This window comes from Paenibacillus sp. PastF-3, assembly GCF_029893135.1.
Classification (GTDB): Bacteria; Bacillota; Bacilli; order Paenibacillales; family Paenibacillaceae; genus Paenibacillus_AQ; species Paenibacillus_AQ nitricinens.
In genome coordinates, this window is record NZ_JARXWM010000002.1 from 321,960 (window position 1) to 341,918 (window position 19,959).

At 42.8% G+C, this 19,959-nt stretch carries 18 protein-coding genes; 4 read left to right on the forward strand and 14 right to left on the reverse strand.

Annotation, left to right across the window (positions count from 1 at the left end; genetic code table 11):
• Positions 1 to 78: 78 nt before the first annotated feature.
• The 3 genes from M2444_RS05470 to M2444_RS05480 are packed head-to-tail and all read right to left on the reverse strand — an operon-like array spanning position 79 to position 3,946.
• Positions 79 to 1,185 carry a GerAB/ArcD/ProY family transporter gene (locus tag M2444_RS05470; RefSeq protein ID WP_179281545.1) on the reverse strand — a complete coding sequence of 369 codons (1,107 nt, stop codon included), beginning with the start codon at positions 1,183 to 1,185 and terminating at the stop codon, positions 79 to 81.
• Positions 1,186 to 1,215: 30 nt separating this feature from the next.
• Complete coding sequence (locus M2444_RS05475; protein WP_280786463.1) at positions 1,216 to 2,400, reverse strand: Ger(x)C family spore germination protein; 1,185 nt, start codon at positions 2,398 to 2,400, stop codon at positions 1,216 to 1,218.
• A complete protein-coding gene (locus M2444_RS05480) occupies positions 2,390 to 3,946 on the reverse strand; it encodes a spore germination protein (RefSeq protein ID WP_280786464.1) in 1,557 nt (518 codons plus the stop codon). Before M2444_RS05480 ends, M2444_RS05475 begins: the two co-directional genes overlap by 11 nt.
• Positions 3,947 to 4,051: 105 nt before the next feature.
• Here M2444_RS05480 and M2444_RS05485 point away from each other — a divergent pair, with 105 nt between their 5' ends.
• Positions 4,052 to 4,330 carry a YczF family membrane protein gene (locus M2444_RS05485; protein WP_280786465.1) on the forward strand — a complete coding sequence of 93 codons (279 nt, stop codon included), beginning with the start codon at positions 4,052 to 4,054 and terminating at the stop codon, positions 4,328 to 4,330.
• Positions 4,331 to 4,414: 84 nt separating this feature from the next.
• On the opposite strand, the gene M2444_RS05490 is transcribed toward M2444_RS05485, so the two are convergent.
• From M2444_RS05490 to M2444_RS05500, 3 genes are all read right to left on the reverse strand, one after another.
• Positions 4,415 to 5,218 carry a CAP domain-containing protein gene (locus M2444_RS05490; protein ID WP_256989746.1) on the reverse strand — a complete coding sequence of 268 codons (804 nt, stop codon included), beginning with the start codon at positions 5,216 to 5,218 and terminating at the stop codon, positions 4,415 to 4,417.
• A gap of 87 nt (positions 5,219 to 5,305) precedes the next feature.
• On the reverse strand, positions 5,306 to 6,706 hold the full coding sequence (locus M2444_RS05495) for an ADP-ribosylglycohydrolase family protein (RefSeq protein WP_280786466.1): 1,401 nt from the start codon (positions 6,704 to 6,706) through the stop codon (positions 5,306 to 5,308).
• Positions 6,707 to 6,803: 97 nt separating this feature from the next.
• Positions 6,804 to 7,385 (reverse strand): LysE family transporter, encoded by a 582-nt coding sequence (locus M2444_RS05500; protein ID WP_481857460.1) that lies wholly within the window; start codon positions 7,383 to 7,385, stop codon positions 6,804 to 6,806.
• 122 nt (positions 7,386 to 7,507) lie between these two features.
• Here M2444_RS05500 and M2444_RS05505 point away from each other — a divergent pair, with 122 nt between their 5' ends.
• Positions 7,508 to 8,062 carry a helix-turn-helix domain-containing protein gene (locus M2444_RS05505; protein ID WP_280786468.1) on the forward strand — a complete coding sequence of 185 codons (555 nt, stop codon included), beginning with the start codon at positions 7,508 to 7,510 and terminating at the stop codon, positions 8,060 to 8,062.
• 220 nt (positions 8,063 to 8,282) lie between these two features.
• On the opposite strand, the gene M2444_RS05510 is transcribed toward M2444_RS05505, so the two are convergent.
• Positions 8,283 to 8,519, reverse strand: coding sequence for a hypothetical protein (locus tag M2444_RS05510; protein WP_280786469.1), 237 nt, complete (start codon positions 8,517 to 8,519; stop codon positions 8,283 to 8,285).
• A 97-nt stretch (positions 8,520 to 8,616) separates the two neighbouring features.
• Positions 8,617 to 9,282, reverse strand: a complete 666-nt coding sequence (locus M2444_RS05515; protein WP_280786470.1) for a copper amine oxidase N-terminal domain-containing protein — start codon at positions 9,280 to 9,282, stop codon at positions 8,617 to 8,619.
• Positions 9,283 to 9,536: 254 nt separating this feature from the next.
• Between M2444_RS05515 and M2444_RS05520 the strand changes: the two genes are divergently transcribed.
• Positions 9,537 to 10,163 (forward strand): glycoside hydrolase domain-containing protein, encoded by a 627-nt coding sequence (locus M2444_RS05520; RefSeq protein WP_280786471.1) that lies wholly within the window; start codon positions 9,537 to 9,539, stop codon positions 10,161 to 10,163.
• Between the two features lie 256 nt (positions 10,164 to 10,419).
• On the opposite strand, the gene M2444_RS05525 is transcribed toward M2444_RS05520, so the two are convergent.
• Together M2444_RS05525 and M2444_RS05530 are read right to left on the reverse strand one after the other, a co-directional pair.
• Entirely contained in the window at positions 10,420 to 12,246 is a 1,827-nt protein-coding gene (locus M2444_RS05525; RefSeq protein WP_280786472.1) for a M56 family metallopeptidase, read from the reverse strand.
• Positions 12,246 to 12,635, reverse strand: a complete 390-nt coding sequence (locus M2444_RS05530; protein WP_094869292.1) for a BlaI/MecI/CopY family transcriptional regulator — start codon at positions 12,633 to 12,635, stop codon at positions 12,246 to 12,248. The genes M2444_RS05525 and M2444_RS05530 overlap by 1 nt, the downstream gene beginning before the upstream one ends.
• 305 nt (positions 12,636 to 12,940) lie before the next feature.
• Between M2444_RS05530 and M2444_RS05535 the strand changes: the two genes are divergently transcribed.
• Complete coding sequence (locus M2444_RS05535) at positions 12,941 to 13,288, forward strand: hypothetical protein (RefSeq protein ID WP_094869291.1); 348 nt, start codon at positions 12,941 to 12,943, stop codon at positions 13,286 to 13,288.
• Here M2444_RS05535 and M2444_RS05540 read toward each other — a convergent pair.
• From M2444_RS05540 to M2444_RS05555, 4 genes are all read right to left on the reverse strand, one after another.
• A complete protein-coding gene (locus M2444_RS05540; protein ID WP_280786473.1) occupies positions 13,285 to 14,160 on the reverse strand; it encodes an amidohydrolase family protein in 876 nt (291 codons plus the stop codon). The two genes, M2444_RS05535 and M2444_RS05540, sit on opposite strands and share 4 nt — an antisense overlap.
• Positions 14,147 to 17,323, reverse strand: a complete 3,177-nt coding sequence (locus M2444_RS05545; RefSeq protein WP_280786474.1) for a GNAT family N-acetyltransferase — start codon at positions 17,321 to 17,323, stop codon at positions 14,147 to 14,149. The genes M2444_RS05540 and M2444_RS05545 overlap by 14 nt, the downstream gene beginning before the upstream one ends.
• A gap of 250 nt (positions 17,324 to 17,573) precedes the next feature.
• Positions 17,574 to 18,749: an MFS transporter gene (locus M2444_RS05550; protein WP_280786475.1), complete on the reverse strand. Its 1,176-nt coding sequence runs from the start codon at positions 18,747 to 18,749 to the stop codon at positions 17,574 to 17,576.
• A gap of 177 nt (positions 18,750 to 18,926) precedes the next feature.
• Complete coding sequence (locus M2444_RS05555) at positions 18,927 to 19,946, reverse strand: LCP family protein (protein WP_094869286.1); 1,020 nt, start codon at positions 19,944 to 19,946, stop codon at positions 18,927 to 18,929.
• Positions 19,947 to 19,959: the final 13 nt, after the last annotated feature.

Here is a 19,959-nt window from a genome sequence, read left to right on the forward strand (position 1 = left end):
CCTTTCTTTTCAAGCTTGAAGAGCATACGCGCAATATTCGTTTGATCTTTATAGAATCTTTCAGCATAATATAGCTCTTTATTTCGCAGATTTTAGGTTCCTCTTCTCTTGAAACCAGCCCATCACTAGAAGTATGAGTGGAATGATAAACAACATCGGAATCTGGAGATAGTACTGAGTGATACGCATATCTATATAGATAAATTCTACATTATTGCCAGCTATCGCAAGGGAGCAAATGAACATCACCATACTTACAGGGATAATTAATTTACGATAGGATGGAATTCCGAACAAGGTTGCCGTACCTAATAGCGTCACATATAAGAAAATGCCGAGCCGAAAAAAACCTCCCACAATGGCCGTGACGAGAAACAATGCATCAAGGCGTTCCAGAAAAGCACGACCTTCAATTAACTGCGAGGTAGTCAGCAATGGATATTGTGTTCTTGTAAATAGATCTGCCCCGAGGACAGACACATTTAAAAGGGTAACAAACGCAATAAAACATCCGCTGATCAATAAGCCTGTGATCACTGTTTTCTTTATTTTGCGTGGCTTATTTACATAGGGAAACAACATCAAGAACACAATAATCTCACCAAAAGGAAATGCAACGGTGCCGGGAATCGATTGCTTCAGCACGGTTAACCACCCCTCTTCAAGCACAGGTCTTACATTTTGAAGATTTACATTCCCTGACGTAAGAATCAAAGTTAAAACGGTAATAGAAACGAGAAATAACACCGCAAAAAAAAGCTCCGCAGTCCTCGACAATACCTCTATCCCTTTTCCAACGACATACATAACCGTGAACAGCATCAAAGCAATAATTACGAGAAAGGGTGTCTGCATAAACACAAAGGATACAGCCATTGAAGCAAAATCACGGACTACAAAGCTCCCATTAAACAAAAAATAAACGACATATAACAAGGCGACGAGACGTCCCACTACAGGTCCTAATATCTTTTTTGCATACTCCGTGAGCGGAAGATCCGGATAAAATAGTGACAATCGATGATAGATCAGAAATAAACAAATGCCCCCGAGCATCCCTAGGATTGCGGTAATCCATGCATCTTGTTTGGCTTCCACACCAAATCCGGAGATAATCGCACTCACGATTTCAAAAATTAATACAAGGATAAGCAGTTGACGGGGACTGATCTTTGCTTTTTCCAATATCCTCCCTCCTCTCTATAAAAAATGGATTCAACTACTAATATCGATACTTTCCAATATGGTTCTATTCCGTAATCCAGTATTACGCAAATAAGCCTCCACTTTCACTTGTACTTCAATTGTTGGGAAGGTCACATCATTCCAATCCCGCTTCAACGTTCTCCATTGCTTAGGATAATCACGATGCAGCACTTCACCGAATCCAAAAATGTCCGACTTTTGCTGTTGCATTAATTTAATCGTGGCTAGCGCCTCATCATGAACGGCTTGTGTGTACAGACGCTCAATTTGCAAGAACAATTTAGGGTTAGTGATATCAATGGGGACATCAACCTCACCAATATTTGCATCCGCGCCAATCTTCACCTCAATTATTGGTTTACCGAATTTATCAAAGCTTGAATGAAATGATGATTTGGACCGTATATTCTCGATCCCGATTGTATGTGGCTGCCCATTCCAAGCCATGGTTAACAATGTCGAACGAACTCTGCCTAACACCCATAAGAATCCACGACTTTCACTCCCGTCTAGCCACCTCATTAATTTCCCGTCTTTAAAAGTAGCAATCCCATTAGTCATAATCTTATCTTCTTTATTTGTAAGATCGAGTTGAACGCCAGTAATGGTCGGTTCTTTACCCGATGAAACGATGGCTTGAATGACTTGGTATATTTTTTCATCAATAGTTTCGCCAAATGCTTTCTCGGTATCAGCTACCATTTTCTTAATCTTAATAGCAGGTGAATTATCGAGACTTGTTGGTTGTTTAATGATCTCTTCTCCCGTCGTTCCCCTCGCGATAACCATTGTAGCGGAAGGACGAAACTCACTATCCCGCTCAATACCGTCAAAAAGTTTCTTAATCCCCTGTGTTTCAGCCAATTCTTCACCTACCAAGAGAACTAACGAATGACCATAATGTAATTGCCTAGAAAGGTTTTTCGAAAGAACACGAGTGGCATCAAATACATTATTTCCTTCTGCTGAATATGTGGTTGGAGGTAAGGGTACTGGACTGCTCCCACCTTGTGTACTTGAAGCATTTGTGGGATTAACAATTTGAACCGTAACCCGAATGTTTTTCTTCTCACCTTTATCAATCGCCATCGCAACCACAAAACCAATATCCGTTAGCTCTCGACTATCCCAACATCCCGTAAGCAGAACAATCATAACCATCGACAACCAAAATCCTGCTAATTTACGCTTCATCTGGATCACCCACTTGCTCTGTTGTAGGCCTCTTCATTAATTTAGGAACCAAATGTCTCATCCAAATCGGTAAAGCCGCATGAACCTGATCATTCTTTGCATGCATCGACGGACTATAAGGAGCCATATAAGGAACACCAAATGAACGTAAACTACACATATGTGCAATGATCATAATCAAGGTAAGAATCATTCCAAAGAAACCGAACGTTGCTGCGCTGATCATGAGGAGAAAACGTAACAATCTCGCGGATACAGCAATGGAGAAAACAGGTGTCGCTAAACTTGAGATAGCTGTAAGTGAAACAACAATAACCATTGCCGTTGACACTAAACCTGCTTGTACAGCTGCCTGCCCAATGACAAGTGCTCCAACGATGGATACTGCTGATCCAATCGCTTTTGGCATGCGAACACCTGCTTCACGTAGAATCTCAAAAATAATTTCCATTAATAGCGCTTCTACAAAAGCAGTAAATGGCGTTGCTTCTAGCTGTGAAACAAGCGATATCACTAACTGTGTCGGTATCATTTCTTGATGAAAGGTTGTTGCTGCGATATAGAAAGAAGGTCCAATCAACGAAATGATATACATAACGATTCGTAACAGCCGCAACGCCGCACTAATGTCATACCGATGATAAGAATCCTCTGTAATTTGAAAGAATTGATTAAAAACGGCTGGGATGATTAGCATAAAGGGGGTTCCATCCACCAAAATTGCAATTTTACCTTCTAAAAGATTAGCAGCAACGGTATCTGGGCGTTCAGTAGGTAGGATCGTCGGAAACGGAGTGAACCTCTGATCTTCTATCATTTTCTCAATATATCCCGATTCCAGAATGCTATCCAATTTGATCTTGCGTAGACGTCGCTTCGCCTCTTCAACAATGGCATCATCCGCGATCCCATTTATGTACATGATTGCTATCCTGGTATGTGTAACTTGTCCTAACGTCATCGATTCCAGCCATAAATTAGGATTTCTTATGCGCCGCCGAACCATCGAAATATTGGTTGTTAAGCTTTCAACAAACCCTTCACGAGATCCTCGAATTGAGGTATCCGTACCAGGCTCATCGATGGCGCGAAATTCACCGCCCGATGTAGCAATTGCTAGGGCTTCATTCGATCCATCAATTAATAAAATGGTCTGCCCCCACAGCAGAGCATCATAAAGTTCATCCCATTGAACAAGCGTCTTCAGACCACCGATAGGAACAATTTTATCTGTGATGACTTGGACCAGATCATTTAATGACCTTTGTTCACTACTCAGCATGACGTTTAGCAAGACTTCCATTACAAATTGATTTATGGTTGTATTGTTAACAATGCCATCCACATAAATAATTGCAGCTTGAAGCTCCTCCTCCGAGCCCCCTATCGTAAATTCACGAATAATTATATCTCCACTATTCCCTGTCTTTTGGCGAATCTGCTCTACATTGACTCTTAATTCTGTTGAATCAATCGGTATTGAAGGGACAGTCCATTGCGGATTGCTTCCAGTACTTTTACTACTTGCATTTCCATCCATTGCCATGCCCCTTCACCTTTCTCTCCATTATTTGCTGCGCTTTGCGTGATTATTCTGCCCATTAGCAGCAAATATTATTGGAAGATAACAATGAAGGCAGGGGGAAGTGGTATGAAAATATTCTTCATAACTGTACTGTTACTTTTCTTAGGATTAGGACTTATCTTTCTGCTTGACATCATTTCAATCTTTAGCTTACAAGAATCTTATCGTAATATAACGGCCTCGTTTCGTGTAATGAGCCCTTCCGAACGCCTCATCTTTAATTTCTTGATTGTAGGCACAATAACTTATTTAATATGGCCAGTGATTCAAAGATGGTTGCCACAGCAACCTCCATCATCGCAAGGTCAACCATCCGAGCATGTCGGCAGAAACCAGACGAAATAGTGAATCATAAATAAAGCCCATGTCTTTGGACATGGGCTTTTAAAATTAACTGTACAACATATGTTGTTTATATTGCTGATCATACTAACCAATAAATTCTTGAACCCACTCGCTGTTGTAGTATCCTATTCCAATTTCAGTAAAGGAGCTATTCAGGATGTTGGCACGGTGACCAGGGCTGTTCATCCACTGATTCATTACTTCTTCCGGGCTCGACTGGCCTTTGGCGATATTTTCCCCTGCTGTATTATAGGAGATCCCAAATGCCTTCATCATATCGAACGGAGATCCATAAGTTGGTGACTGATGGTCAAAATAATTGTTGTCGGACATATCCTGCGCTTTGGCCAAAGCCATTTTCGACAGCTCACTATTCAAACTAAGGGGTTTCAAGCCTGCGTTTGTTCTTTCTTTGTTCACCAATTCCAACACCTTCTGCACAGATGCCGATGAACTGGTGGAGGTTTGCGGATTAGCAGAATATTGTGGATTGGCCGATTGTTGCGGATTAGCAGAATATTGTGGCTTAGCGGAAGTTTGCGGATAAGTAGTTTGATCCGCTGTTGTACCACCTGTAGGTGGAGTAGTACGGATAAATCCATCCAGCCATTTCGATACATCACCGGGTACTTGTTTAGTCTTAATCGTTGAATTGCCTGCATTCTCTGTGGAAATAGAAGACGCTTGAGTCAAGTTTGACGTTGTAGCTGTTTTGCCAGCATGATGTCCAACCTTCGTTTGTTGAGTAGTCATTTGGTTGTTGGCTGATTGATTACCCGAACAAGCTGTAACAAGTAATAGCGCTACTATTACGATAAATGGTTTGATAACGACCCCTCCTGATTTGGCAAAGTTGTGACTTAATCGAATAAAGTTTTTGTAAAGCACGATTGAATTATTCATCTCTAATTCAAAAAATAAAAAGCAAAAAAATCCACAGCAACATACATTGCTGTGGATTTTTTTGTAAGCTTATTATGTATCGAGATCCGTATTCTTGTTCACATAGAGCTCACTAGGTTGAACTTGATATCGACCGGAATGCAGCAGCTCTGGTAAACGCCCCATGCGCTCCGCCAAACAAGAAAGACTTTGCTCATGAAAATTAGAAAGCCCCGTATGAATCCGATCTTGAAAAGGCTTAAGCCATCTTGATTCTAAATGATCAGGACCGAAATAAACCCCAAGCAGAGAGCCAGCCGTTGCCCCGAAACTATCCGTATCGTTGCCTTGCATCACCTGCTTGCATATTCCATCGCCAACATTATCTGCAAAGCGCAGGGTATTAATTAAGGTTCCTATTTCCTGATAAACCTCACAGTGACAATAATTTGCATACTTCTGGTTAATACTCTGATACGCTTCCAGCCAGTCATCTGCATTCGCTACCATCTCAAGGCAATCATTAGTAATCTCGTAAAATCGGCTTCTTTTAGGAACGAACTGCAGAGCCGTATTGATTATTTCAATGGGATCGCGCAGCACGTGAGCAGCAGCAATCGCAGCAGCAATAAACATCGTGGCGTAAATGCCGGTCCGGCGATGAGTAAAACTCGCATCCCGCCAAGCTAGCTCAGCAGCCAGAGCAGGTTGACCAGGACAGGCATATCCATAAGCATCTGCACGAATCGCCGCACCGCACAGTTCCGTACCCTGCACCATAAAATCAGGCCAAGCCTCTATTTCAGAATGATTGAATAGTTCCTTATCATGTTCCAAATAACTAATGCCTGATCGCATCAAAATTGCCCTTTCCGGACCCCAAGTTGTACTTAACGGAAGATGATTTAACCATAAATCTCTTAAGTTTCTTTTCGTAAAACGATCACCGAATTGTTCTAGCACCATCATTCCCATTAATGTGTAATTGATATCATCATCAGGTGCCACATAACGAATTCGCCCCCGTGTTGTCTCAAACCAAGACCAATGACGACGATCCAGCGCATGGAGAATTTCTTCAGAAATGTAATCATTCAGTGGCCATTCCCCTACAGAAGTTAACGCTTGACGTAATTCTGACAAGCTGGGGTTAACCTCTATCGGTTTGCCCAGCATTGAGCCACAGACTGAAGCAAGGAAACCTGCCTCTACACGCTTGGAGCTATCCTTCAGATTCAAAATCCCGACCTGACCTAGTGGCCGTGCCGGTTCACATTCCCGCCATATCTCATCTAAAGCGTTCGGCTCATAGTAAGGCCAGTTGTCCCTCATTGGAATGACAGCCAAGCTATGGGCGAATTCTAGATAGGCATCATAGCTTGCAGGAAGCTTTTCCAACTTGGCTAAATAACCGGAGGTTTGATGCCCCTGCTCGAATTTATTACGCAGAACTCCTTCCAATTGAAGTTTAAGAAATGTAAGCGATGGTAGCATATTGCATCTCCTTTGTCCCCGTATCTATCCACAATACCTCATTATCACAAGCTTTAGAAGTGAAAAAATAACTAGATGATTTCCCCTTAATAATCCTTCAACCCAACACTATCGAAACTGCACAATACACTAACAACAGTCCCATCAGTACATTAAATTGACTTCTATATTTAGATATCATTTTTTTGAAAAGAGAACCACACAAACACCAACAAAAAGTGCCCATATAACCGATGAATGCAAGAATTAAAGAATAACTCAATAATGTAAAGGAGGAAGAATGATAGGTAAGGATAAATGTAGATGTAACTGTGATCCCATATAAAATCCCTTTCGGATTAATAAATTGTAAAAGCATTCCCGCAATAAAGCTATTGTGTTTATCTCCATCTTCATCACTTTCTGGTTGTTTACTTGTAATCATTTTAACTGCTAAATACAGCATGTAGACTCCGCCTAATAGAGCCATAATAGATTTAATTTGTGGAAGAAGATTATTCAAAAGTAGATTAAAGTAGGAACATAACAATATAATTATAAAAAACCCTGTGCCCACTCCTAAACAAAATTTCATTGTTTTTTTCAGCCCAACTTGGTTTGCAAAAGTCATTGCCATAATGTTATTGGGTCCCGGAGTAAAACTTGCAACAAATGCATATAAAAACAAAGAAACAAACACTAAATTATATCTCCCTTCCAACTTGTATGTTATAATGCATTTATAAGACGTTATAACGTACATACGTGCGTTTTATTGTATATCACGATCGTTATAAAGTAAATGGAGAGAGGAAAATTACAGTGGAAGAAATAAATTTGGTTATTGCGGAAAATATAAAAAAGATAAGAAAAAATAAAGATTTAAGCCTGGAAAAGGTTGCGGAATTAACTGGAGTCAGCAAAACAATGATTGGTCAAATCGAAAGAGGCGAATCGACACCAACCATTACAACTCTTTGGAAAATCGCCAATGGCTTAAAAATTTCATTTTCTGCCCTGATAGATTATCCAAAACCTGACACAAGAATAATCTTAAGAAGTGACATTCAGCCACTGCTTGAAGATAACGGAAAATATCGAGTGTATCTATCTTTTCCATTTGAAGAAAGTAAACGGTTTGAAGGTTATACCGTGGAGATAGACAAGGGTGGGTACCTTGATGCCAATTCTCATATGGAAGGTACCGAAGAATTAATCACCGTGTTTGACGGTGAATTGTCTTTACTTGTCAATAACAACGAATACCTCTTAAAATCTGGTGATTCTATCACCTTCAAGGCAGACAAGCCGCATGTATATCATAATCCAGGACCAACAATAACCCGTTTAAGCATGATTTTATACTACCCCTCTTAGCAAAAAAAAACCAAGGCACTTGAGCCTTGGGATCCCGTCTTTCAATGATAACCTGCGGATATTTGAAGTTCCGTTTGCTTATATCTTCCTCCTATATCGGGATAATAGCAAATCTGCCACCAAACCAACCAAGATGGCCGTCCCAAAATGAATGCCATAGAGAATCAATTGGCAAAAGCTAAGTCTTTTGTTTAAAATTTTCATAACATCCTCCTGCAAGTTATGAGCCGCCCAACATAAATTTGTAAATCTTACCGTCCTGTACATAATCATTATTAAAAAGTAGGGCATCACCTTCTCTTTTCAGGAACTTCAGGTTGTCCCCATAATAAGGGAGGTCGTTTGTTTCAGCATATTTTTGCTGTTCTACGTCAAGGAGTTCCTTGTACAACAATGTCTTGGTCCCTGTTTTACGATCTATCATCATGAGGAAACCTTGTTGATTGGACCGTATCATCAGATAATCCTCGTCCATTCCCTCCACTAAATAATTATCCGAAATATCCCCTAGTGTGGTCAGATCAATCTTCTCCGTTACGTTACCCGTTCCATCTTCAATTAATCGTATACCATTTATTATTGATATGTGGTTCTCCGTAAACATCTGTTAAGGTTAGATAGAGTAGACCTTTTGGCGTCTTCTGAAAGTTGAACTGAACAGCATCGAACAGCTGCGATCCGAGGTTCGCTAGTAAGCGAGTATGTCCTGCGGAATCTGTTAAATATAAACTCCCAGTTTTCTTATCTACTGTATAAGTAGATCCACCGAATTGTGCACTGGCACTTGCAAAGCTCAATAGTCCAGTTGCTGTATATATCCTCTTCGTCGCATCCCAGCTAACCGTTGTTCCTCCTAATGAATTTACAAGAAAGCGTGCAGGTACATAGAGCTGGCCATTAAGCTCAAATGGAACACCCTCCGCGTTTACAAGCTTACCATCGAGGACTCCCTGTTTACTTCCAATTCGAACGGCTATCTTTTTCCCCCATCCAGTAAACTCTGCTCTTTGATGGGATTTATCCCATACTACCTTAAGTCCTGCCGCTTCCCAGTGACTAGCTGAAACATAAGTCATTCCATCCTTTACTAGTGCTGAACTCGTTACTTTCCCGCCTCCATCCATAATGTAAGTGAAATAAGCGGGCAATGCCGCATTCGCTACTGGAGCAGTAAGCAATGATACAACAAATATTGGAGCTAGCAACCATCTTTTATCCATACATTGACCAGCCTCCATGTTAGCGAACTATAAACTCTTCATATTGTATTGATTCAGTTTTTTTCCAAACGTTCCTATAAATTTTCAATATTAGTAAATTTAATATCAGTTTTCCCCCAACGAACCGACCCTCTCCTTCTGCCTTTTTCCCCTCATTTGCTTGTTCCCCCAAGAATCTGTGAAATTTTTTTCATATATTGTTGAAGAGGTTGGCGCCAAACCTTGAACAAACAAATAGAAAGAAGGCAGATAAAATGGCTCTAGGTTGTGATACTGCTACTAATGTAACAGCGGCAAGATTAACTACACTTAAAAACAATAGCTTCACATTTGTTGGCCGATATTTGAATCGTGTAGAAGGTTATCAGGATGGTCTCACATCAGCCGAGGTGACACGAATATCAGACGGAGGATTATATATCGTATCCCTTTACCAAATCAGTAAATCGCTCGATCACTTTACGAATGCCAACGGTGTTGCAGATGCTGAAACTGCTGTAGGATTAGCAAGCGATATGGGACAAACCAGCAGCACTCCTATTTATTTTGCCATAGACCGTGATATGACCTCATCAGAAATCACAAACAATGTTGTGCCTTATTTTCAAGGCATAAAATCCGTATTAGACAGCAGTACCAAAAATCCCAAGGGCTATAAAATGGGTGTATATGGATCAAGAGCGGTCTGTTCTTATATCCGTGGCACTTATTCTGCTACAACACGCTACACCTTCATCGTAGATAATAGCTGGTTGGGAACCTTCGATGATTGGAATCTCAGACAATATAATTTCAACACTGAGCTCGGATCTAGCACTGGCAAAATCAACGTAGATTATGTAGAATCCTCATCGAATGGCGGCGGTGGCTGGAAAAAGTAAGCTCATTCATTGCACGCCAGAGCAAGGGGTACCTGTAAAACCAACAAGGCAGTGGTTCTCCTTATTGGAGAATCGCTGCCTTGTGTTTTGGGTATGCCGCTGGTTGCATGCGTAGAGGTGGAAGTCGATCGACGTTCCGCTATCCCCTCTCCGTATATTTTTTAACGAGATAACTGCATTCTGTACACTTATTTCGTCTACAAAGGGCTGAATTCTCACTTTAACTGTATTCAATACAATTAAAAGCCTTTTGTTACTATTTAGAATCCTCAAGCTGATCATATGCTGAATCATATGTCCACTCTAAGCCGTAGCCCTTACTCGACAGGTAGATGGTACCGATTGTATTTCCCTCTTTAGTAAGCAGAATAGGAAACAACCCTTCTTTTCCATTGAAAATAGGTGAAAGCGGCGTTTTTTGATAATCATTGAAGACATCCGGAAGAGTCACCGCGAGCTTTTCCCATGACTGCCCCTTATCCTTGGTCCAATAAATAACTGGCCCATTATCTTCATAGTATCTGAACCCCAAGAAGCCGATATCCTTGCTAGAGAAGCCAGCTCCTGTTAAACTTTCCGCGTACAAATCGTTAGGATTACCAATCTCCGTCCATGTCTTCCCACCATCAGAGGTCAGATATACATAATTCAACGAACGTCCCACACCCGCAGAACCTCCGGAGACAATCCAGCCGTTTTGTTTGTCTGTAAATCCGATGAACTTCGTGTCATAACCTTTTGCACCTTCAATGTTGTAGGTATTCCACGTTTCTCCCATGTTATCACTGATTAATACCTGAAGTGGAGATTCTTTTCCATCTGCAAATCCATAGACAATAGCGGTTTTATCCTCGGAAATAAAAAAGCCAGTCTCTCCTCTCCCCATCCCCATTTCTGTTCCAGTTGTATCAAGTTTTAAAGGCGTTGGCGCTTGGATCGCCCCCTCCCGATAGGAGACAGAGACATTACCGTTCTCGTCAACGGAATATTCATTTCCAGCATTATGCACAACAACTTGTTCACCGCTGGAGCTATAGGAATAAATCGTACCTGGTTTGAGCGTCTTATCTGTAGATTGACCATTTAGATTCGTACATGCAGCTAATATTGCTGTCACTCCAACCAACATTATGACTGTAAAAAAAGCCCCTACTCCATTTCGTTTTTCTTTCATATTTAAAACACTACCGAATCGCTGCTTCATCGAGTGTTTTCCTCCTGCAAAATTCGTTGACAAAGCTACATGCCGAGTGGCACTGCTTTGCATGACCGATAAAATCGCTTCACAGTATTTCTTCCGATAGGCCGCGCCTCGCTCACGTACAACCGTATCATCACAGTAAATCTCAATCTCGTGGGCAGCTTCGCGCGTCATTAACCAAACAAACGGGTTAAACCAATGTAGTGCCTGCACTATCTGCAACAACAGCTTATAAACGATGTCAAGCCTTTTGTAATGAACCAACTCATGTTTTAAGATAAACTCCAGTTCTTCATCACTATATTGTTCATGAGGCAAAAACAAAGCTGGCTTGTAAAAGCCCATTAACATCGGATTGGGAACTTTACTGCTTATCAAAACTGGAATGGAGGCTGTTACGTTCATTTCTTTAGAAACTTGTTTGAGCTTGGTGACTATATTCTCCCCAAGAAAAGGATTGCTCCAACGCAGTGCCTGTTTTCTGAAAAAGAAATAGCTCAGCAAATGATACGCTAAAAATAACACAGCTCCAGCAAGCCAGATGAATGCTAAAATGTCCAGAATTGATGGGATATGGCTTACATTCCCTGCCTGAGCTGTTTGAGTGATTACAGATGGATCAGCCTGTAAATTCTGAGAAGGTGTACCCTGAAAGACTGCGGCCATCCCCTTACCTTCTGGTATTTGAATGGCTACAGGAGGATTAGTAAAGGAAAAGTTGAACGGCAGCAATAATCGCAGGGTTAAAATCAACCATATCCAATAACTCCATTTCGCTGAATAATGTCTCCTTAACATAGGCCTTAACAAGATCAAACCGATAATAACTAGACTTGTAGTTAATGAAATAACCAGAAAATCTAAAAAAAGACTTGTTATCATCAGGTTTCCTCCTTTTCTACTCTATCCAGCATTTCCCTCAGCTCTGCAAGATCACCTTTATCGATTGCCTTTCCGTTGTATAAAGACATCACCATATCTTGCACAGAGTTGCCGAACAGCTTCTCAAGCGTGGACTTCCCTTCGCTCTCTTTATATTTCGTTTCCGAAATTGCGGCAAGATAACGATTGCTACGTCCCTCTTTTTCACAAAACAAAAAGCCCTTTTCAACTAGACGTGACAACACAGTCAATAAAGTTGCAAGTGCCCACTTACGCTTATCCCCCAGCTGATTCAAAATGTAGGAGGAGTTAACCCAATCTTCCGCCCTCCAAATCACCAGCATAATTTCCAATTCAGCATCGGGGAGCCGTTTGATTTTGTTATTCATCACTATTTCACCTCGTTATACAATTGTGTAATAAAACCATTATACAATTGTATAATAAAAAAGCAAGCCCATTGTTTCAGCGTTAATGTATACATCATAGACGCTTATATGTACTAAAGAGTTGCTAGATGAGTTAATATCCTTTTACAAAAAAACAAAAGGCTGTCCCATAAGTAGGTCTCTTTATTCAAAAGACAGCCCTTCCTGACTTCAAAGCTATAAAAAATAATACAACAACAGAGCACGTCACCGGGTTATTGGAGACGTGCTCTGTTATATTTCCGGTCGATGGCGGCCTGCTTAAGTTGATTGTAGGCAAGGCGAAAGCCAACCGACCTCTAGCGTCACTTTTTCTTTGTCGCGAAGCAGAAATCGCCGGAAGTTCCGGTTATATTTCAATTGAAATTGTAAAAAATTTTCCGCTTAAACAGCGGAGAGAACGGACTGATTGTGGAAAAGCGACAGCGGTCCCCTTGGTCTCCAGATTTTCGCCACTAAGAGGAATGAAAAAATCTGGAGAGCACAGCGATTGGAACAACGGTCCGCTCGCGGAGCTTCCACTCAAAAAGCCTAAGTATATCCTACGTAAAAAAAGGCTGACCCAAGCAGCCATTTCATGGCTTTTGGGTCAGCCTCTTGTTCGTAATACTTAGAGCGCCGCAATCCGCTGCTGGATGCGTGGAAATAAGGCGAAGGCATTCTCGTAAAATACTTTTTCGTGGTGCTGCTCAGGGACAAGTCGGCGGACAAATTCCGCATACAGGTCAATAGGAGCGAGTGGCCAATCCGTGCCGAACAACATTTTCTCATAGTGGTCGGAATACACCAGCGCCCGGCGAAAATGATCCATGAACAGAGGTTCATTCATGAACCGTTCAAAATGAGGCCGATCACCGACCACAAGACCGGACAAATCGGCATAGACGTTTGGATTTTTGGCCACCACTTCGGCGGCATCCATCACCCACGGATCGCCAAGATGGCAGATCATAAAATTCACATCACGTCGTTGAAACGCTAATTCGTCCACGGTAAGTGGATGTGCATACTTTAGCAATCCGTTCATCGAGTACGTATCACCAGTATGAATGACCACAGGCGTACCATACTTTGCTGCCAGCTCATAGATCGGCGAATAGATTTTGTCATAAACGTAATGATGATAGTACCCGGCGTAGAGCTTAATACCAGCTACCTCGGGAGCTTGCAGCCGTGCCTCAATTCGATCCAGCTCCTCTAGTGCATCCTTTCCTCCGAGCATGTTCGGATTGATCCCCACGCATTCCATTAAGAAAGGCGGCACAGTATCCTCCAAGTCAAGGCTCATCGGATTAGGGGAAGTAGAGTCAGGGAAAGCTCCCTTCGTCTGCTCCGTGACCCCCATTCCAATACCGAGAACAACGTCGTTCTTATCAAACTCCGCTTTGAGACCAGCAGCAGTGTAATCGACTTTGGAGAGATCCTGTGCTGTTTGATGAAAGCTGTCGATGTCCGACAGATGAATGTGAATATCAATGATCGGCATTTAAGATCTCCTTTTCGTCAATAGGTCTAGCAAAGGTCAGCTTCAAAAGACTGCGGACATCCTCTGAATTCAGAGCGAGTTCTCCCATGATCAGGAAGGACGGCTGTGTCCAAACGGTTTCTCCATTTAGAAGCAGAAGATGATGATGCACCCCGTGATTAAATACTTTATTGTTCACATACGCCGAGGCACTCTGATTCGGATGACTGCTCACCATATGCAGCATATCCTTACGCGAAGTTGCACCAATTCGCAAGAGTCCCTTGGCCTCAAGATAGGTTTCAACCGTGCCTAATAAGAACTTGCCCTCCTTGGAGAATTCCATCCATCCTTCGGCATAAACTGGTGAAGGTTTGATATAATTTTCCTCCGACAACGAATAATTCGGCAGGGTCATTCCGCTGTTATTGGTCACCGAATGCAACACACAGAGCACAGGGACACCTGGGAGCATAAGGTAATGCTGATTAACAACAATTCCTCGGTTCTTTTCCTGCTTCTCGATCGAAGTAGTGATACGTAATCCTTTCCATACATTGCCCTGAATATCCATTTTCTCGGTCCAAGCTGCGCTTCTTGGCTCCTCCAACCGACTAAATCCACCTATACCTGAAATCCCCACACCGAGTCCACCGTGCCAAGGATTCCACCAGGAACGTGGTGCTGCTTCCGGATAGGAGCTATCCAGCCATTCTTCTCCATGGTGCTTCAGGGAATGCACAACACTGGCGAAATCAGGAGCAGCTGCAATAGAAAGAACTCCGTTGCTCACAGTGTAAATAGGCCCCGCCGGTCCCTCTTCTGTGCCATAGATAACGGCTGCTGTTTCCGTTTGTGGGAACCAGAGGCCTGCTCGCTCTTGAATACGATCCTCTCCACGATAGACGACTCGAACCTTCTGTCCTGATTGGCTGTGTTCTAAAGAAGATTCCACTTCCTCAGGTGAGATCTCAAAGCCCGCGGAGTGCAGATTCTGCTCTCTTTGCAGCTCCATCTCAGCGACTTTCTGCTCCTCTCCTCTATCCGTTTGGACATACAGTTCGAGGCTTCCATTAAGCGAAGTCATCTTTCGTTCGATTAACTCCGCATGAAGCGCATCCGCCGCAAACGGATTTCCACCACCGAGTGTTAGTTCAAGATGATCATCCAACACTGGTGTGATCGGATCCACCTGCTTCCGTGCAAAGGTGCGGAAATCCGACCACTTCAGGAAGGTGTTTAAAGCGAACACCAGTGTCTTTGTTCGTACGACATCTCCAGCAGAGATTTGACCAAGTTTATGCTCCAGACCAAGTGGATACTCCGGACGAAGCAGCTTCAGCGAAGGATCCCAGCAAACGCCGCATGTGACATTTTCTTCCTTGCTAAACAACCAATTTTCCGTAATTTGAGCGCTGTCCCAATTACCCGGATCACCCGAATAAGAATCGCCCATGTCTACGTAATGACCCTGATAAGGCAGGATGAGCCGTTTGCCAAAAAATCCGAAATTGGTTAGCAGATACATATCCTCTTCCAACGTTTGGTTACTAGTATTGCATACCTCGCTATAAAACTCAGCGATTCCGTTTGCAAAGAGCTTAGCCACTCTTTTTATCTCCAGACCCGGGAATTCATCCGATTCATAAAGGGTCTCTAAAACTTGGCCCTCTCCTTCGGAATAGATCTTCACTTCTTTAGCCTGTTTCTTCGAGAATTCTTCGGCGAATGGTTTACCTAACTTCGGATGGGTCAGCCAGAAATTATGGCTCGAGCCGGGATATTCAATCCACATCCCATTATCGTTATTATTAAGATGTACGGAGTAGGCGCCGTTTACAGCCACCCACTGATCCCCGTTTTCCCCACCAAAGCGGCCATGTGTTCCTTTCATTAGCACAGATAATTGGCTGATGAAGGACACTGCCTTCTCTCCAGCCGGAACGGCCGTTACCTCAATATCCCGTGAATAAAGGCCATATGAATTTAGGGTAAAGGGCACCCGGATGGAAGCCTTACCTTTAGCTGGAACCGAGAAGCTCACTGCCCGATCCGCCCACGTCAAAAATTCTTCCTCTGGCAAATCAAAAGAAAATTCCGCTTCCGCTGCAAAATTATTCTCAACATTCAAATATATCTCAGCGGGAAGACCCGGATACAGCTCACGTGTTGGCAACTCCATCAGCATTTTCAGCGGGAATTTAGGAGTAACACCTATACGGAACTCAACGCGCTTGCCACCGATGATCCATTTGCTCATAACCACGGGGTGAGTCTTCTTGTCGTTTTGCTCTTCACGAATCGGATCAAGCTCGAACTCACCTTCTACAATAACTGTTTCTCCTGGCGCCAGTGTTGGTGCAGCAGACAAGGCAAAACGAATATTTTTGTCATTTTGGCCTTTGATCTCAATAGCCAGATCAGACGCCGAACGATTCTTGATGTGATAGCGAATCTTGTAGGTGGAACCGAATACAAGATCGTGATCGTCAATCTCCGTGGAGATTTCATAGTCAGGTGTATCAAGAGCCGTCAAGCCGCGACCGGTCTTCTCGAATTCTGTACGTAAGGAAAGTTCTCCCTTTTGCCAAGTGTAATCGAAGAAATCAAAACCACGCTCCCGGCGACCATCCGGCTGAATGGGCAGTTCACGGGTGCTATCTGCATACCAATCCAGCTGCTCAAAATAAGGAGCGAGTGCTTCCGTTTGCAGAACCGTCGGAATGAAGTTCATCAGATGGACGTAATCCTCATTTTTTTCCCAAAAGAATCCACATTTCTTATACATCGGTACGGCCTTCGTATTACCTGCCCAAGTAAACAGATCAAGTCGCGGCCAGCCCGCTTCAACTGTTCGGCGAACAGCGTTCAAAATCAGGTTACGACCTACCTTGTATCCGTGATAATCAGGTCGCACATTCAACAGCGGAACATACAAAGCTCCTTCGTCTTGACGGTAATGAGCAAAACTGCAGAAGCCGACCACTTCCTCACCATCAACGGCGAGAAACACATTCAGATTGGACGAGATTTCCATCTCGCGGCGCACGGTATCCTCTGTTCTCTGATTGGTGCCTCCTCCCCAGCTTTCGTTGCTACGGTTCCACATTTCTGCGACCGCCTTAGCGTAAGAAGGATCATATTCGATAATGCGGATTTGTTCCGCTGTAGTCTTTACAGTCATGCTCTCATCTCCTTATTCCTCAAATATGAGTATGTATTCGCATAAAGTTATTCTAGATAACATCTCTACAACTTTATTCAAATAACTCCTACGAGTTCTTATTATACTATTAATTGGAAGGCAGTTACGAGGTAAAAAACTCTTTCTCCTTATTTTCTACATAAGCCGCTGCCAGCAGAAAGCTGCAGAATAAAAAGCTGTCGAGTCTCCCTCGACAGCTTCGAATCTACTCTAGGAGCAGCCATTCTATTTAACAACTCTCCACACGATCTGCTGATCTATTTTTCAAATTCGCGATACCTACAATGCCAATCAACAGCACGCAGAAAGAATAAGGAAGTGCCATATTAGCGGTGTATAAAGCTGTGCCTATAACTGGACCTATGAATGATCCGCCACCTTGTAGGGCCGCAATAAAGGAAGCAACGCTTCTTTGCTCATGGTCTTGAACCGCCATTGAAGCACCGGCACTGTAGCCAAGCAATGTAAAGCCGATGCCGATTCCCAAGAATGTAAAGTCCACATAAGCAAATCTGATAAACAATAACAAACCTAGCAGACCCAAAGCCACAAATAATAGCCCTACGAGCAGCACCTTTTTAGGATGCCATTTGAGATATTTGCTGATCACAATTTGCGAGAGCACCACCATTACTCCAGAGATAGCCAGACCCGTTCCAATTAACTGAGTGGCTTGCTGGGTGCTATATCCAAGGCTGTCTTGCACAAAAAATCCGATAGTAACCTGCACGATATTCAGCGCAAACGATAGCAAAAGTCCAATCCATAAATAGAGGCGTATCCGTCTGTCGTTGGGTGAAAGTGAAATCGCCTGCCGTTCAATCTCGATATTCTTTTCTTTAGGAATAAACACTAGAAACAAAATAGCTAAGGTGAATAATAATATCGCTGCGGCGTACATTGGCGAGGTGAGTCCCAGCGAAGCCATTCCTCCGCTCATTGCAGGTCCTACTACGAAGCCAAGTCCATTGGCTGCACCGAATAATGCCATTCCCTGAGTACGGGTCTCTTTTGTACTCCAGCCCATAACATAAGCCTGTGCTAATGCCGGAATACCTCCAAAGAAAAAGCCGGCGATTGCACGAAGGATAAAGAAACTCCAAAATAGGCTGGTTTTGCTCTCAGCATGTACTGCATAATCAGCCAGCAATGCAAAAATGACTAGTGTTGCCATATAGACGAACATAATCGAAGCGAGCAGCCATTTTCGGCTCATGAATGTTTGTTTTTCCCAGAAATATCCTCCGATCAGCCAGCAAAGTCCCGCTACCGATACCAAACATCCTGATTGAAAATCACTAAGTCCCAAATTTCGGGCAAGCGGGCCAATAATCGGATTAAATGCGGCTATCGATATCATCCCTGTAAGTACGATAAGAAACATAATACTCAGTCTGTATTTCATGAAATCCCCTTCTCCTCTCAAGTAAACCAAAACAATATACGATTCATAATCGCTGTGTTCATCGTACTATGCCTGGAAGTCAGGCCTCTACCCGATGGCGGATTACTTTACTGGTTATCGGGATTATTAGTAGAACACAAAAAAACTGCTCCTAAGAGCAGTTTAAGTGATAACCTTTCAATCTACCGTCCCAATATTCTCCAAGTGCAATGAACTTTCGGAGCTAACGCCCGCTTCCGTACTCAGAGTAGTAAGTGCTTGTTTAAGATCCTCTTTATTCACATACACGTATGGACTCTTCCAAAGAGATTCCACATGTAAGGAATTGATATGATCTGGTTTGAGTTTAGGGAAGTTCAACAACCATTGCTGGAGATCTGCTTGTGGAATATCTGTCTTCACATTTTCACCGATGATGTCCAATACATTCCCCCATTGGGACACGCCTTGGAAATTCCCTAGCTTATCCAGAATCTGCTTAATTACTTGCTGCTGTCGATCATTGCGCTGAAAATCGGAGGATTCAGCCGTTCCTTGATTCGATTTGCGGTATCGCACAAAATCAAGCACATGTTTGCCATCCAGCTTCTGCAAGCCCTTCTTTAAGTCGATGTTCGTTCCATCTGCCGAATCGATATATTTCATATCCATATCGACATCAATGGTTAGCCCGCCAAGCAAGTCCACCGTCTCCTTCAGCACATCAAAATTCACTACGACCATGTGATCAATTGGCAGACCTAGTAAATTGCTGAAAAACTCTTTTGTATTAGGGATAGCTTCAGTTTTATCTTTTATGTAATGGTATGCATAATAATAATTAGCTTTTCGAGAGGGCAACGATTTAGGTTTTAGTAACAAATCCCTCGGTATAGATAAGAAACTCGTCGACTTCGTGTCAGGATTGAAGCTGACAAGCATTAACACATCGGTATTCATTACCCCACCACCACCGTCCCGACTATCTACCCCGGCAAGCAGAAAAATCATAGGTTCAACCGATACCGTCTCCTTTTTTTCCTCTAGGGCAGCGGTTGGCTGGACGTTGATTGGAGCAGCCATGCGCTCTATCGCGTTATCCGTTTTTTTGTATAAATACCCTGCATATACTCCAATTCCGATAATCGTTGCGCCTAAGACAAGTCCAATGCTCGTCAGAATTTTACGAGTTGTTGTCCATTTGCGTTTGTTAGTCATAATTCCCTCCACT

What these genes read in the sequence shown, in the direction of transcription:
- M2444_RS05475 (WP_280786463.1), bottom strand. Translation starts at nt 2,400, where the DNA reads ATGAAGCGTAAATTAGCAGGATTTTGGTTGTCGATGGTTATGATTGTT.
- M2444_RS05480 (WP_280786464.1), bottom strand. Translation starts at nt 3,946, where the DNA reads ATGGCAATGGATGGAAATGCAAGTAGTAAAAGTACTGGAAGCAATCCG.
- M2444_RS05485 (WP_280786465.1), top strand. Translation starts at nt 4,052, where the DNA reads ATGAAAATATTCTTCATAACTGTACTGTTACTTTTCTTAGGATTAGGA.
- M2444_RS05495 (WP_280786466.1), bottom strand. Translation starts at nt 6,706, where the DNA reads ATGCTACCATCGCTTACATTTCTTAAACTTCAATTGGAAGGAGTTCTG.
- M2444_RS05510 (WP_280786469.1), bottom strand. Translation starts at nt 8,519, where the DNA reads ATGATACGGTCCAATCAACAAGGTTTCCTCATGATGATAGATCGTAAA.
- M2444_RS05515 (WP_280786470.1), bottom strand. Translation starts at nt 9,282, where the DNA reads ATGGATAAAAGATGGTTGCTAGCTCCAATATTTGTTGTATCATTGCTT.
- M2444_RS05520 (WP_280786471.1), top strand. Translation starts at nt 9,537, where the DNA reads ATGGCTCTAGGTTGTGATACTGCTACTAATGTAACAGCGGCAAGATTA.
- M2444_RS05525 (WP_280786472.1), bottom strand. Translation starts at nt 12,246, where the DNA reads ATGATAACAAGTCTTTTTTTAGATTTTCTGGTTATTTCATTAACTACA.
- M2444_RS05530 (WP_094869292.1), bottom strand. Translation starts at nt 12,635, where the DNA reads ATGAATAACAAAATCAAACGGCTCCCCGATGCTGAATTGGAAATTATG.
- M2444_RS05540 (WP_280786473.1), bottom strand. Translation starts at nt 14,160, where the DNA reads ATGCCGATCATTGATATTCACATTCATCTGTCGGACATCGACAGCTTT.
- M2444_RS05545 (WP_280786474.1), bottom strand. Translation starts at nt 17,323, where the DNA reads ATGACTGTAAAGACTACAGCGGAACAAATCCGCATTATCGAATATGAT.
- M2444_RS05550 (WP_280786475.1), bottom strand. Translation starts at nt 18,749, where the DNA reads ATGAAATACAGACTGAGTATTATGTTTCTTATCGTACTTACAGGGATG.
- M2444_RS05555 (WP_094869286.1), bottom strand. Translation starts at nt 19,946, where the DNA reads ATGACTAACAAACGCAAATGGACAACAACTCGTAAAATTCTGACGAGC.